Source organism: Lutibacter sp., from assembly GCF_030692605.1.
Taxonomy (GTDB): Bacteria; Bacteroidota; Bacteroidia; order Flavobacteriales; family Flavobacteriaceae; genus Lutibacter.
Genome location: NZ_JAUYUD010000038.1, coordinates 1 through 14,102, shown reverse-complemented (window position 1 = coordinate 14,102; position 14,102 = coordinate 1). Strand labels below are relative to the sequence as shown.

The 14,102-nt window shown below is 30.6% G+C and carries 12 protein-coding genes; 6 read left to right on the top strand and 6 right to left on the bottom strand.

Annotated features, from left to right (window positions below; all coding sequences use genetic code 11):
- The first annotated feature begins 131 nt into the window (after window positions 1-131).
- Complete coding sequence (locus Q8S45_RS03425) at window positions 132-2,330, top strand: radical SAM protein (protein ID WP_305601257.1); 2,199 nt, start codon at window positions 132-134, stop codon at window positions 2,328-2,330.
- A 37-nt stretch (window positions 2,331-2,367) separates the two neighbouring features.
- Here the strand turns inward: Q8S45_RS03425 and Q8S45_RS03420 are convergent, their stop codons facing one another.
- Window positions 2,368-4,677, bottom strand: a complete 2,310-nt coding sequence (locus Q8S45_RS03420; protein ID WP_305601255.1) for a transglycosylase domain-containing protein — start codon at window positions 4,675-4,677, stop codon at window positions 2,368-2,370.
- 198 nt (window positions 4,678-4,875) lie between these two features.
- On the opposite strand from Q8S45_RS03420, the gene mtgA reads away from it, so the two are divergent.
- Complete coding sequence (gene mtgA, locus Q8S45_RS03415) at window positions 4,876-5,568, top strand: monofunctional biosynthetic peptidoglycan transglycosylase (RefSeq protein ID WP_305601253.1); 693 nt, start codon at window positions 4,876-4,878, stop codon at window positions 5,566-5,568.
- A 1-nt stretch (window position 5,569) separates the two neighbouring features.
- Here mtgA and Q8S45_RS03410 read toward each other — a convergent pair whose 3' ends face one another.
- Entirely contained in the window at window positions 5,570-6,490 is a 921-nt protein-coding gene (locus Q8S45_RS03410) for a DMT family transporter (RefSeq protein WP_305601251.1), read from the bottom strand.
- 239 nt (window positions 6,491-6,729) lie between these two features.
- On the opposite strand from Q8S45_RS03410, the gene Q8S45_RS03405 reads away from it, so the two are divergent.
- Window positions 6,730-7,167 (top strand): KTSC domain-containing protein, encoded by a 438-nt coding sequence (locus Q8S45_RS03405; RefSeq protein WP_305601249.1) that lies wholly within the window; start codon window positions 6,730-6,732, stop codon window positions 7,165-7,167.
- A gap of 114 nt (window positions 7,168-7,281) precedes the next feature.
- On the opposite strand, the gene Q8S45_RS03400 is transcribed toward Q8S45_RS03405, so the two are convergent.
- The 3 genes from Q8S45_RS03400 to fbp all read right to left on the bottom strand — a co-directional run bounded on the left by Q8S45_RS03400 (window position 7,282) and on the right by fbp (window position 9,896).
- The gene (locus Q8S45_RS03400; protein ID WP_305601248.1) at window positions 7,282-7,845 is read right to left on the bottom strand and encodes a hypothetical protein; all 564 of its coding nucleotides are present in this window, start codon (window positions 7,843-7,845) and stop codon (window positions 7,282-7,284) included.
- Window positions 7,846-7,953: 108 nt separating this feature from the next.
- Complete coding sequence (locus Q8S45_RS03395; RefSeq protein WP_305601246.1) at window positions 7,954-8,562, bottom strand: superoxide dismutase; 609 nt, start codon at window positions 8,560-8,562, stop codon at window positions 7,954-7,956.
- 299 nt (window positions 8,563-8,861) lie between these two features.
- Window positions 8,862-9,896 (bottom strand): class 1 fructose-bisphosphatase, encoded by a 1,035-nt coding sequence (gene fbp, locus Q8S45_RS03390; RefSeq protein WP_305601244.1) that lies wholly within the window; start codon window positions 9,894-9,896, stop codon window positions 8,862-8,864.
- 117 nt (window positions 9,897-10,013) lie between these two features.
- Between fbp and Q8S45_RS03385 the strand changes: the two genes are divergently transcribed.
- From Q8S45_RS03385 to Q8S45_RS03375, 3 genes are all read left to right on the top strand, one after another.
- Entirely contained in the window at window positions 10,014-10,493 is a 480-nt protein-coding gene (locus tag Q8S45_RS03385) for a GNAT family N-acetyltransferase (RefSeq protein WP_305601242.1), read from the top strand.
- A 9-nt stretch (window positions 10,494-10,502) separates the two neighbouring features.
- Complete coding sequence (locus tag Q8S45_RS03380; RefSeq protein WP_305601240.1) at window positions 10,503-11,750, top strand: aspartate kinase; 1,248 nt, start codon at window positions 10,503-10,505, stop codon at window positions 11,748-11,750.
- Between the two features lie 73 nt (window positions 11,751-11,823).
- Window positions 11,824-13,650 (top strand): lysophospholipid acyltransferase family protein, encoded by a 1,827-nt coding sequence (locus tag Q8S45_RS03375; RefSeq protein WP_305601238.1) that lies wholly within the window; start codon window positions 11,824-11,826, stop codon window positions 13,648-13,650.
- Between the two features lie 6 nt (window positions 13,651-13,656).
- Here the strand turns inward: Q8S45_RS03375 and Q8S45_RS03370 are convergent, their stop codons facing one another.
- Window positions 13,657-13,944, bottom strand: a complete 288-nt coding sequence (locus Q8S45_RS03370; protein ID WP_305601236.1) for a TM2 domain-containing protein — start codon at window positions 13,942-13,944, stop codon at window positions 13,657-13,659.
- Between the last annotated feature and the right edge of the window lie 158 nt (window positions 13,945-14,102).

Here is a 14,102-nt window from a genome sequence, read left to right as displayed (position 1 = left end):
CTTTTAAAAGTGAATTCTAAGTTACAATTTTTTACAAAAATAGTAAAAAACAATACAGCCTATTTTACTATATCTTTGTAAAGATAGTTTAGAATAGTATTTAAGTAAAATTATTTTTTTTTGTTAAAATTTTGAAAGACATTCTTCTTATAACGCCCCCTTTTACACAATTAAATACACCATATCCAGCTACGGTTTATTTAAAAGGATTTTTGAATACAAAAGGGATACCTTCTTTTCAAATGGATTTGGGTATTGAAGTTGTTTTAGCACTTTTTAACAAACAAAAACTACAAAAACTATTTGATCTTGCTTTTCAAAATAATAAATTAACCAAGCCTAATATTCAAAGAATATATTCACTAAGGAATGAGTATATAAAAAATATTGATGCTGTTATTTTTTTCCTACAAGGAAAAAATCAAACATTTGCAAGGCAAATTTGCTCTGAAAATTTTCTTCCAAAAGCATCTAGATTTGATCAATTAGATGATATAGATTGGGCTTTTGGATCAATGGGAATTCAAGATAAAGCAAAACATTTGGCAACTTTATTTTTGGAAGATTTATCAGATTTTATTGTTGAATGTGTCGATGAAAATTTTGGATTTAGTAGATATGCAGAACAGTTAGGTAAAAGCGCCAATAATTTTGATGAATTATACGTTCACTTACAACAAGAATCTTCTTATATAGATGCTATTACCATACAAATTTTAGAAAACAGAATTCAAGAAATTCAACCTAAATTAGTATGTATTTCGATTCCTTTTCCTGGTAATTTGTATAGCGCTTTTAAATGCGCACAGTTTATTAAAAATAAATATCCTGAAATTAAAATTGGTATGGGAGGTGGATTCCCAAATACAGAATTGCGAAGTGTTTCTGATGTCAGGGTTTTTGAATTCTTCGATTATATTACGTTAGATGATGGAGAATTACCGATAGAATTACTCTATTCAAATGTTATGAATCCTTCAACAGAAAATCCAGATTTTAATCTTTTTAAAAGAACTTTTTTAAGGAAAAAGGGGAAAGTGATTTACAATAATTTATCACCCAAAAACGATTATAAGCAAAGTGATTTAGGCACGCCAAACTATTCTGATTTGCCACTTAACAATTATATTTCGGTCATAGAAATTGCAAACCCAATGCATAGTTTATGGAGTGACGGCCGTTGGAATAAACTTACGATGGCTCATGGTTGCTATTGGGGGAAATGCACGTTTTGCGATATTTCACTCGATTATATTAAAATTTATGAACCTATAGCTGCAAAATTATTGGTAGATAGAATAGAGGAAATGATATTGGCTACTGGAGAAAATGGTTTTCATTTTGTAGATGAGGCTGCGCCTCCAGCACTGATGAAAGAAGTTGCCCTTGAAATTGTAAAAAGAGATTTAACAGTTACTTGGTGGGCTAATATTCGGTTTGAAAAGAGTTTTACAAAAGATCTTTGTTTGTTGTTAAAAGCTTCTGGTTGTATCGCTGTTTCTGGTGGTTTGGAAGTTGCGTCAGATAGGTTATTAGCATTAATAGATAAAGGCGTAACGGTTGCACAAGTTGCTCAGGTTACCAACAATTTTACCAATGCTGGCGTTATGGTGCACGCCTATTTAATGTATGGTTTTCCAACACAAACAGTTCAAGAAACCGTTGATAGTTTGGAGATGGTAAGGCAGTTGTTTGAACTTGGAACAATACAATCTGGATTTTGGCATCAGTTTGCACTTACGGCACATAGTCCAATCGGATTAAATCCATCTGAATATGGAGTTTTACCTGATTATAAGGAGATTTCCTTTGCTAATAATGACATTCAGTTTAAAGATAAAACAGGTATCAATCATGATAAGTTTAGCTATGGACTTAAGAAATCTATTTTTAATTTTATGCATGGTATTGGATTTGATTTACCATTACAAGAATGGTTTGATTTCAAATTACCAAAAACCACAATTGCAACTAATTATATTGAAACGTGTTTGCAATTAGAAAATTATTTTGGCATAAAACCTACAGCAAAAATTTATTGGCTAGGGGGCTTTCCTTTAATTACACCTTATTCAAAAACTAAAAAAGGGAAGGTCACAAATTACATTCAACTTTTTTTTCAAACCAATAATGACGATTTTGAAATTTCTTTTGAAGAAGAAAAGGGAACATGGTTTTTATTAATTTTAGAACAATTAATAGCTTCAAAAGAAGCTATCAGTTTTGCAAATTTAAAAATAGCATTTGAAAACCAATTTAATGATTTTGAGTTGTTTTGGTATTCAAAACCAATTGGTATATTAAGAGCTAACGGCTTATTAGTTTTATAAATAAACTATTAGTCATTAATTAAAAAACACCAATAATTTACTGATTAACTTGTAGGCTATCAATAACAATATTTTCAATGGCAATCGTATCTATCACTATGTCCGCAATGGTATCTTTTGGAGGACTAGGTACATTTTTACGTGAGTTACAATTAAACAATGCTGAAATATCTTTTGGGAGTTTTCTAAAATCTTCTTTTAAATAATACTGAAATGAAGGATCTTTGTTCAACATTCTTAAAAATTCCCCATTAATTGGAAGTGCCGTATGTGAAGCCTGACCAGATGCCATTGTTTTAAAATGAATTGCTGGATTTTCTGCGCCAACCCACGCGCCAGTAACTAGATTTGAAGTAAATCCAATAAACCAACCATCGGCTTGAGATTGTGAAGTTCCAGTTTTTCCTCCAATATCGTTAAATAATTGAAAATCATATCTTAAACCTGCCGAAATTCCATTTACCACTACTCGTTTTAACATTTCTACCATTACCTGAGCTGTTTTTTCAGAATACACTTTTTTAGTCTCTTTTACTGGTAAAACGTTTAAAGAATTTCCTTCTCTATCTATTATTTTAGTGATTGCGACTTCATAAGAAGGTTTTCCATAATTTGGGAATGTAGTATAGGCTCTAACCATTTCTAATAGTGAGAGTTCTGCAGTTCCTAATGCCAATGAAGCAACTGCTGGCAATTCAGTTTCAATACCCATACTTTTAGATAAATTAATTATTTTAGGTAAGCCAACCTTATCCATCAATTGAACAGTTACTGTATTTATTGAAGCAGCTAAAGCACCCCAAACACTAAACTCACCACCATAAATATAATCGGAATTTTTAGGTTCCCAGTCTTCATATTGAGGATATTTTATCAGTATATTTGGGTACATATCACAAGGGGAAATTCCATTTTCAATGGCTGTTGCAAACACAAAAGGTTTAAAAGAACTACCTACTTGTCTTTTAGTTGTTACATGGTCATATTGAAAATAATTCTCATCGATACCACCAACATAGGCTTTAATTTGCCCAGTCTGAGGTTCCATAGCAATAAAGCTGGCGTGCAATAATCGCAACGAATTTTTAATAGAATCTAACGGAGACATGGTAACTCGAACATCTCCATCATGAGAAAACAATTTCATTTTTACAGGTTTGTTTAAACTGTCTTGAATTCTAGATTCAGAAAAACCTGCATTTTTTAAAGATTTATATCTCTTCGAGTTTTTGATCGCATTTGTCAAAACAATTGGTACATCTTGCCAAGGATCTTCACCCCTCCACTGATTTTCAAATTCATATTGTAAAATTTTCAGTCGCTTTGCAACAGCCTTTTCGGCATATTTCTGCATTTCAAAATTTAAAGAAGTATAAATTTTAAGTCCATCTTTATATAAATCGTATTTCTTTCCACTAGGTTTTCGATTAATTTCTAACCAATCTTTCATTACTTGACGAACGTACTCCGTAAAATATTTAGCTTTTCCTTGATGACGACTAAGCCTCTTTTCTTTTGTAAGTAAAGGTATTGCTATTATAGAATCTTTAAATTTAGTAGAAATAAATTTATTTTCGCTCATTAAATTTAAAACTAAATTTCTTCTATTTTCGGCTTCTTCAGGAAATTTTAATGGGTTATAAGTATATGTTGCTTTCAGCATTCCAACTAAAATAGCACTTTGTTCAATAGATAATTTAGAAGTTGAAGTGCTAAAAAAACGCTGTGATGCGCTTTCAATACCAAATGCCGTATCACCAAAAGGGACAGTATTAAAGTAAAACTCAATAATTTGATCTTTTGTAAAATGACTTTCTAATTTATATGCAGCAATCATTTCTTCAAATTTATTGATTGGGGTAGAAAAAAACCAATATGAATTTCGAGGAAAATAATTTTTTACCAATTGTTGTGTAATGGTACTTCCACCGCCAGAACTTTTATCTTGAAGTATAATGGTTTTTATAGCAACTCTAAATAAACTTTTTAAATCTACCCCAGAATGTTCGTAAAAACGAGAATCTTCGGTAGCAACGAGCGCTTCAACCAAATGTTTTGGAATAGAATCGAAAGGAATATTTACTCTATTTTCTTTGTCAAATCTATAAAGTAAAACATTATCGGCAGAATATACTTCTGAAGCTTCCATATTTCTAAAAAGCTTTACTTCTTTGTTAGTAGGAACTCTACCAAAAATCCCAAAATAAAGTGTAATTATAAAAAATATAAACAACCCAATAAAAACTAAGCTTCCTTTTTTAATAAAATTAAACCAATTTTTTTTAGTGTAATTTTTAAAATTAAAATTTAAAATTAAATACTGTTTTAGGCGGGTTAATAAATTCATTCTATTGTAGTTGTGGTTAATTAAACACTTCTATAAAATTAGTAAATACCTTTTATAAAGTTATTACTTTTTTTTGAAAAGAGGGTCGAATTTAAGCTAAACACTAAGAGTAACCTAATAATTAAATGTAAAAAAAATAATACATTTGTAAAATGTAAGTACCCATCTATAAGTATTTAATTAGCAAGGTAATAAATAATGAAGAAATTTTTCCATAAACTTAAAAAATGGTTGATTAAGGCAATTATTGCTTTTGTAATAATTTCTATTTTAGCTGTTATTTTTTTTCGTTGGGTTCCAATACCTTTTACTCCATTAATGATTATTAGAAATGTAGAATTTTGGGCTGATGGGGAAAAAGCTACATTTTCGCATCAATGGGTATCTTTAAAAAAAATTTCTCCACATCTTTGGAAAGCAGTTATTACAAGTGAAGATCAAAAATTTTTAGATCATTTTGGATTCGATTTTCAATCAATAAGTAAAGCTTTTGAAAAAAACAAAAAAGGAAAACGTATTAAAGGAGGAAGCACCATTAGCCAACAAACTGCAAAAAATGTTTTTTTATGGCCTCAACGCAGTTATATTAGAAAAGGTTTTGAAGCCTATTTTACATTTTTAATTGAAGTTTTTTGGAGTAAAGAACGTATTTTAGAAGTGTATTTAAATAGTATTGAAATGGGTAATGGCGTTTTTGGTGCTGAAGCAGCTGCTCAACATTGGTTTAGAAAACCAGCCACTAAACTAACTAAATATGAAGCAGCTTCTATTGCAGCCATTTTACCTAATCCAAGAAAATACAAAGCTGTAAACTCTTCGGGTTATGTAGAAAATAGGAAAAATTGGGTGTTAAGACAAATGAATTATATAGGTCCTTTAAAATTTGAGTAAGCTAAATAAAAAATAATATTATTCCGCCTAAGGCAATAAATGCGCCAACAACCTCCTTGACTGTTACTTTTTCTTTGTAAAGTAAAATGGCTGGTGGTATAATTAAAACAGGTATTATAGCCATAATTGTTGAAGCAATGCCAACAGTTGTGTGTTTTACGGCCAACAATGACATGTAAACTCCTAAAAAGGGGCCAAAAACAGAGCCAATTAAAATAAATCGCATAGAAATAGAATCTTTTGCCGTTTCTTTAACCTTTGGCCACCTTTTAATTAAGGAAATTAGAATTACAAAACCAATAGATCCTGCAATTATTCTAATTTGAGTAGCAGCCAGAACATTATAATCTTGCATTCCATATTTACTTAAAACCAGCCCAAGTGCTTGACCCATTGATCCAAAAGCAGCAAACAACATTCCTTTTGGGGAAAATGAAAATTGAATTTTTTTACTTTTTAAACCTAATTTTTCATCATCTAATTTCTTCTTTTCGGTAATAACTATGGTAATACCAAAGATGGTAATGATCATTGCCAAAATAGAAATTAAATTCATTGATTCTCCTAATAAAATCCAACCGATAAATGCAGCAAGAGGAGCGCTTAATGACATGATTAACATGGAAATTCTTGCACTTATTAACTCATACGATTTTAATAAAAAATAATCACCAAAAACAAATCCAACCAGCCCTGAAATTGACATCCAAATCCATTGATGAATGGAAGCGTCAAACGGTAAAAAAAGACCTCTTGAAAAATAGGAAATGATGCAGTAGATAAAAAAAGCAACAAGTAATCGTAATACATTTACAGATAATGATCCTGCTCTTCTTGTTGCCTGTTGAAATGACAAACTTGTAGCAGTCCAAAAAACGGCAGTTAATAAAGCAAATAATTCACCTAAATGAGATGTTAACATACTTAACTAAGGATAAATTTTAAGGTGCTAAAGTACTTAAAAGAACGAGCTAAACTAGAAAAATAATCAACTAATTTTATGGGAATATAAATACTTTTTAAACAATAAAGTGTGAAATTTTTTTATAGGTTTTTTTATTTAAAATGCAGAATTACAGTTAATTGTATTCAATTTTAATAAAGAATGGTTTAATTCAAATATTATGAATACTTTTGCCACCAAATTTGAAAACACGGCATATGAAGCGTATAAATGAATACAAAAAAATATTTAAGATAGAAGGTGAGATTAATTTAAAAGAATTAAAAACAACTTACAGAGCTTTGGTAAAGGAGTTTCACCCTGATAAATTTCAGGATGAGAAAAAAAAGAATGAGGCAGGAATCATAAGTACAAAAATTATTGATGGTTACCATTTTCTAGTAAGTATAGCTCCTGAAACTAAAGAATCTAATTTGGAAGAATACAAGAGCATAACTTCTGAATCAAAAATTGAAAACTTCCATCATAAAAGTATGCTTTTAGAAATTACGTTCGCATGCGGAACCACTTACGAATATTTTGGTGTGAACCAGAATCTTTTTAACAAATTCGTGAATAGCGGTCAGCGATCTAATTTTGCCAAAAGAAAATTATACAATTCTTTCCTTTATAGAAAATCTAAGAAAGCTGCTTAACAACTTTGTGCTTATTCTGAAATTTATTAAGTAAAAATCTTCATTATATATTAAAATTAAAAGATCTAAATTTTATTAGAAATTAATTATATAGGCCCTTTAAAATTTGATTAACTAATTTTTCCAACCCCACGGTGCCTCTGGGCTTTCAATTGGTTTTGTTAAATCGAATGAAATTGAAAAAAACCGATTGGTTCCAATTCTTCTTAAATTGTAGGTAAAGGTAGTTTCGTTTAATGTAATCCACCACAAATTTGTTGAGGCGTATTCTATTAATTCGGCGGTTTCTACATCGGCTGGGAAAAACTGAATTGTTGAAAATCCGGCATTGGATGAAGTTCCTCCATACATGGTTACCTCATCTGGAGTTCCATCTTTATGCCTGTGGTCATGTTTTAATTGAATTGCGTTGTCTTTTAATTTTAAAACCCATGTTCTCGATTTGTCTTCACCCACAAAAAAAGGAATCTTAATTTCATTTTCCGAACAAGATCTTACATGCATTACTAATTTTTGTCCTCTAAAACTGTCATTTTCTGGAGCCTCTAAAACAGTTCCTTCATAACTTTGGCCACAATAGCTTTTTAGATTATTCCAAAATTGTTGTGCGTTTGATTCTTTTTGTGCAAACCCTGTGACTATGGTGAAAAGAAGTAGAATTGAGCTGTATTTTTTCATTGGTTTTGTTTTCTTGAAAGATATTAATTTTAATATAAATGGAGTAATTTAAATCAAAAAAAAACTCGCCATAAGCGAGTTTTAGTAATCTTAGTTAGTAGTGATTATTTATTTGCTTTCAGCAAAACGTCTTTCAACTTCGTTCCAGTTAATTACATTAAAAAATGCGTTAATATAATCGGGTCTTCTATTTTGGTAATTTAAGTAATATGCATGTTCCCAAACATCAATTCCTAATATTGGAGTTCCGCCACAAGAAATACCAGGCATTAACGGATTGTCTTGGTTTGCTGTAGAACAAACTTCAACTTTACCACCTTTATGAACACAAAGCCAAGCCCAACCAGACCCAAAACGAGTAGCTGCTGCTTTTGCAAATACATCTTTAAAGGCATCAACGGAACCAAATTCAGCAATAATTGCATCTTTTAATTCCCCAGATAAGTATCCTTTTCCTTCTGGATTCATTACATCCCAATATAAGCCGTGATTGTAAAAACCGCCACCATTATTTCTAACAGCTGCGTTGTTCATATCTAATCCACCTAATATAGCTTCAATAGATTTTCCTTCTAAATCTGTTCCAGCAATTGCATTATTTAAATTGTTGGTGTAACCAGCGTGATGTTTAGAATGGTGTATTTCCATAGTTCTAGCATCAATATTTGGTTCTAAAGCATCATAAGCGTACGGTAATTTTGGTAATTCAAAAGCCATAATATATATTTTTAATTAATTTTTCGTTTTGTAAAGTTAATGAACGAATTTGATTTTAAGAAACCTTAAAAATCGAATGAATTTATAACTTCATTGTTAAAGTTTATAGTTTCTATAATTTGAAAGGATAAAATTAGGAAGTTAAACATTACAGCAACAGATTTTGTTAGAGAAATCTGTGTTGTAAAACTGTTTAGGAATTATTTTTTTTGGCAATTAGTTATAAAAATTAAAAAAATCTTGAGATCTAATTAAAAAAATGCGCTTTGTCTTTAAACTTAAAAACTTTTCAAAGCTATTTATTCTTCAATCCAATAATCAGCATCTTTAGGATATTTTGCCATAAACTCTTCGGCTTTAATAACCATATTTTTACTTCCACAGAAAAAAGGAACGCGTTGGTGAAGTTCTGTTGGCTTAATATCTAAAATTCTTTGGTAACCATCACTTGCCATTCCATTTGCTTGTTCAGCTAAAAATGCCATTGGGTTGCATTCATATAAAATCCTAAGTTTTCCCATCGGACTTTTAGTGCTTGTTGGGTATATATAAATTCCACCTTTTATCATATTTCTATGAAAATCAGAAACCAAAGAACCAATATATCTGGAAGTGTAGGGTCTATCTTCTTTTTCTTCCTGACAATATTTTAAATAATCTTTTACACCTTGTGGAAAATGAACATAATTTCCTTCGTTTATGGAATAAATTGTTCCTGTTTCTGGGAATTTCATATTTGGATGCGATAAATAAAAAGATCCGATTGCAGGGTTTAAGGTAAAACCATTAACACCATGTCCCGATGTATAAACCAGCATAGTTGAGGTTCCATAAACAACATAACCAGCTGCAACTTGCTGGCTACCTCGCTGTAAAAAATCTATTTTCTCTACAGGTGTTCCAACTGGCGTAATCCGTCTGTAAATTGAAAAAATGGTTCCCACCGAAACATTAACATCAATATTTGAAGACCCATCTAAAGGATCAATAAGCATAACGTATTTATTTTCATTAGTGCCATGTTTTCCTTTTATGGTAACAAAATCATCTTCCTCTTCACTGGCAATTCCACAAGCAATTTCTCTATTTATAAGCGTTTGCATAAAAACGGTATTGGCATAAACGTCCAGTTTTTGTTGATCTTCACCTTGAATGTTGGTATCGCCTACCGCTCCTAAAATATCAATTAATCCCGCTTTATTTACTTTGTAATTAACCACTTTTGCAGCTAATTTAATTGAACTAATTAAGCGATTAAATTCCCCTGAAGTAGATTTGTAATGTTTTTGATTTTCAATTATAAACTCGCCTAAAGTAAGGTTGTTATTTTTCATTGGGTTAGCAGGTTGTTTGTGAAAGCAAATATCGAGAAAATAATTTTTAAAAGCATTAATTTGTATTACTTTGACTAAAGATTTTTTATTTTAGCTGAATTAAATCCATTTGTTATTATGAGTTTTACAATACGAGAAGGGAAAAAGGAGGATATGCCGGAAGTACTAAATTTGATTAAAGAATTAGCGCATTTTGAGAAAGAACCAGAGGCTGTTGTTGTTACGGCTAGCGATTTGCAAGAAGACGGTTTTGGAGCTTCTCCGTTATTTAAAACCTATGTTGCTGAAATGGATAATAAAATTGTTGGAATGGCATTATTTTACCCAAGATATTCTACGTGGAAAGGGCCAACAATTCATTTAGAAGATTTAATTGTAACTCAAAGTAAAAGAAGCCTAAACATTGGAAAAGAATTATACAAAAAAGTGATTGCTTATGGTTTTAGTAAAGGGGTACGAAGGATAGAATGGGTAGTTTTAGATTGGAATGCACCAGCCATTGAGTTTTATAAAAAAACCGGAGCAGTTGTGTTACAAGATTGGAATACTGCCCAAATGGATGAAAGTGCAATTAAAAAATATGTAGAAACTTTTTAATAATTTAACATGAAGATTTTTAAGTTTGGTGGCGCTTCTGTTAAGGATGCCGAAGGTGTAAAAAATGTGGTAACTGTTTTAAATCATGAGGGTTATGGCAATGCTTTAATTGTTGTTTCTGCTATGGGAAAAATGACAAATGCTTTTGAAAATATCATAAATTCTTATCATAATAAAACATCAGATTTGCAGGTAAATATTGAATTTGTAAAAAATTATCATTTTCAAATTATTGAAACGCTGTTTGAAGCGAATAAACAGCCTACTATTAACGAGGTTTCAAATTATTTAAATGAAATAAATTACTTTATTACAAATAACAAATCAGCAGATTATAATTTTATTTACGATCAGCTTATCGGTTTTGGAGAATTAATTTCAACTAAAATTATTAGTAATTACCTGAATTTTATTGGAATTAAAAATAATTGGTTGGATGTTAGAAATTATATTAAAACAGACACAACCTACAGAGATGCTTATGTAAACTGGGAGTCTACCAAAGAAGTAATTGGTGCATTAAATGTTTCTACCCTTTATATTACACAAGGATTTTTAGGATCTGACTCAAAAAATTTCACAACTTCTTTAGGAAGAGAAGGATCAGATTATACAGCTGCTATTTTTGCACATTGTTTAAATGCAGAAAGTTTAACCATTTGGAAAGATGTAGATGGGGTGTTAAATGCCGATCCAAGATATTTTAAAAATCCAGTTTTATTACAGCAAATATCGTATGATGAAGCTATTGAAATGGCTTTTTATGGGGCGTCTGTAATTCATCCAAAAACATTAAAGCCTCTTGAAAATAAAAATATTCCGTTGTATGTAAGGTCTTTTTATAATTTAGATAGAAAAGGAACTACTGTTAGCCAAGGGCACCATTTAATACCTGAAATTCCTTGTTTTATTTTAAAGCAAAATCAAATATTAGTTTCTATTTCGGCGCTAGATTTTTCATTTATGGTTGAATATAATTTAAGTGATATTTTTAAAATATTACATACTTATAAGTTAAAGGTTAACTTAATCCAGAATTCGGCACTTAATTTTTCTGTTTGTATTGAAGACAAATTCAATAATTTTGAACTCTTTTTAACAGAAATAAAACAAAAATACGAAGTAAGTTTTTTTGAAAACGTATCGCTATATACCATTCGACATTCAAATAAAGAGGCTGTAAATGAAATTGAAAGTAAAGGAGAAGTTTTATTGAAACAAGTTACTCAAGGAACGGTTCAAATTGTAAGAAAATAACAGTTGTTGCTGTATTCAATCTTATTCTTGAAATTTAATTATGTATTTTTGCAATTATCTTAATTTAAATTGAATGAGCCTTGTAACTGCTAAAGAAATTGCCCAAGTAATTAACATCGATAAATATGGATTTATCGGCACTTTTTTTGGCTATGTTTTGTTTAAATTATTACGCTTTTCTGCTATAAACAATATTTACAATAAACATAAACATTTGCAAGGGCAAGAATTTTTTTCTGCCTTGTTAGACGATCTTCAAATCAAATTTGAAATCCCTGAAGGTGATTTAAATAGAATTCCTAAAGAAGGTGCTTTTATTACAGTTTCTAACCATCCCTTGGGGGGAATTGATGGAGTGCTTTTGTTAAAATTATTGAGTGAAAAACGACCTGATTATAAAATTATTGGAAATTTTTTATTGCACAGAATTGAACCTATGAAGCCTTATGTGATGGCGGTAAATCCATTTGAAGATAAGAAAGAAGCGCAATCTAGTTTAGCTGGAATAAAGGCCACATTACTTCATTTAAAAGAAGGAAATCCTTTGGGAGTTTTTCCAGCAGGAGAAGTTTCTACATTTAAAGACGGAAAATTAATAGTGGATAAACCTTGGGAAGAAGGTGCCATTAAATTAATTCAAAACGCTAAAGTTCCGGTTATTCCAATTTATTTTCATGCCAAAAATAGCAAGTTGTTTTATGTGCTTTCTAAACTAAATCATAAGTTAAGAACAGCAAAATTACCTTCAGAGTTGTTATCGCAAAAAGGGCGTGTAATTAAAGTTAGAATTGGAAAACCAATTTCAGTTAAAGCTCAAGAAGAATATTTAGATTCGGTTGATTTCTGTGATTTTATTCGAAGAAAAACCTACATGTTGGCAAATCCATTCGAGAAAACACCTAAGCCTTTGACGGCGTCTTCACTTAAAAAACCGAAAGCTCCTAAAAAAATTGTGAGTCAGAAAAATAGAGAAAGAATGATTTTAGAGGTTGAAGCATTGCGTAAAAATGACGGTAGATTATTAAAAAGCAAAAATTACGAGGTGTTTTTTACCATGAGTAAAAGTATTCCAAACATTATGTTTGAAATAGGAAGGCTTAGAGAAATTACCTTTAGGGAAGTTGGGGAAGGAACTAACGAATCAATAGATTTAGACAAATACGACTCCTATTATCATCATTTATTTTTGTGGGATGATGAGGCAAAAAAAGTAGCAGGAGCTTATAGAATGGGATTAGGGAATCCTATTTACAAAAAGTATGGAATTCAAGGATTTTATGTACAATCGCTATTTAAATTTGAGCCAGAATTGCATTCTATGATGGAAAATTCCATTGAAATGGGACGCGCTTTTATTATAAAAGAATACCAACAAAGACCAATGCCGTTATTTTTACTTTGGAAAGGAATTGTACATGTTACTTTGCGCCATCCAGAATATAAATTTTTATTAGGTGGCGTTAGCATAAGCAATCAGTTTTCAAACTTTTCTAAAAGTTTAATGATCGAGTTTATGAAATCCCATTACTACGATCCCTATATTGCCCAATATATTCATCCTAAAAAGGAATATAAAGTAAAATTAAAAGATGCGGATAAGGATTTTGTATTTGATGCTACACAATCGGACATGAATAAGTTTGATAAAATAATTGATGAAATTGAACCTGGGGCTCTTAGAATACCAGTCTTAATAAAGAAATATGTGAAACAAAATGCACGTTTGGTTGCTTTTAATGTGGATCCAAAATTTAACAATGCAATTGACGGTTTAATGTATATTAGAATTTCTGATATTCCAGAAAGTACGGTAAAACCAGTTATGGAAGAATTTCAAGAAGAACTTGAACGAAGACTAGAAGCTTCTGCCAATGAGGCAGAACAACGTTTAAAATGTTAAGCTAAGTTAAAACCATTCTTTTTTGTTTAATTGATAGGTGCTAATAAACTCTTCATCAGTTTTTGTGAGGTAAATGATGCCTTCAATTAGCCCAATTATGCTAGTTAATCCTGCCCCAATTCCACAGGTTAATACGGCAATTGCAAGCATAATTATACCTTGGTTGGTATAGCCAAGTACAAATTTATGAACTCCAAGTGCACCTAGAAGAATCCCTAAAACACCAGCTACAACACGTTTGCTTTCGAGATTGTTTTTTGGAATAACATTTCCATATTCGTCTAAAACTTCCATAATAATTGATTTTAAGTTACTATTAACCTAGCGGTAATATATTCATAAAAAAGTTGTATATTTGTCCTATGGAAAAAGAAGATTTTAGGACAGTTGATGATACGATTAGAAGTTCGTATCGAAAAAAGGCAATTGCCTTAATAAAGAAAGGCGTAAAA

Excerpts from the sequence above, each read along its gene's own strand:
- Q8S45_RS03420 (WP_305601255.1), bottom strand. The coding sequence starts at position 4,677 with ATGAATTTATTAACCCGCCTAAAACAGTATTTAATTTTAAATTTTAAT.
- mtgA (WP_305601253.1), top strand. The coding sequence starts at position 4,876 with ATGAAGAAATTTTTCCATAAACTTAAAAAATGGTTGATTAAGGCAATT.
- Q8S45_RS03410 (WP_305601251.1), bottom strand. The coding sequence starts at position 6,490 with ATGTTAACATCTCATTTAGGTGAATTATTTGCTTTATTAACTGCCGTT.
- Q8S45_RS03405 (WP_305601249.1), top strand. The coding sequence starts at position 6,730 with ATGAAGCGTATAAATGAATACAAAAAAATATTTAAGATAGAAGGTGAG.
- Q8S45_RS03400 (WP_305601248.1), bottom strand. The coding sequence starts at position 7,845 with ATGAAAAAATACAGCTCAATTCTACTTCTTTTCACCATAGTCACAGGG.
- Q8S45_RS03395 (WP_305601246.1), bottom strand. The coding sequence starts at position 8,562 with ATGGCTTTTGAATTACCAAAATTACCGTACGCTTATGATGCTTTAGAA.
- fbp (WP_305601244.1), bottom strand. The coding sequence starts at position 9,896 with ATGAAAAATAACAACCTTACTTTAGGCGAGTTTATAATTGAAAATCAA.
- Q8S45_RS03385 (WP_305601242.1), top strand. The coding sequence starts at position 10,014 with ATGAGTTTTACAATACGAGAAGGGAAAAAGGAGGATATGCCGGAAGTA.
- Q8S45_RS03380 (WP_305601240.1), top strand. The coding sequence starts at position 10,503 with ATGAAGATTTTTAAGTTTGGTGGCGCTTCTGTTAAGGATGCCGAAGGT.
- Q8S45_RS03375 (WP_305601238.1), top strand. The coding sequence starts at position 11,824 with ATGAGCCTTGTAACTGCTAAAGAAATTGCCCAAGTAATTAACATCGAT.
- Q8S45_RS03370 (WP_305601236.1), bottom strand. The coding sequence starts at position 13,944 with ATGGAAGTTTTAGACGAATATGGAAATGTTATTCCAAAAAACAATCTC.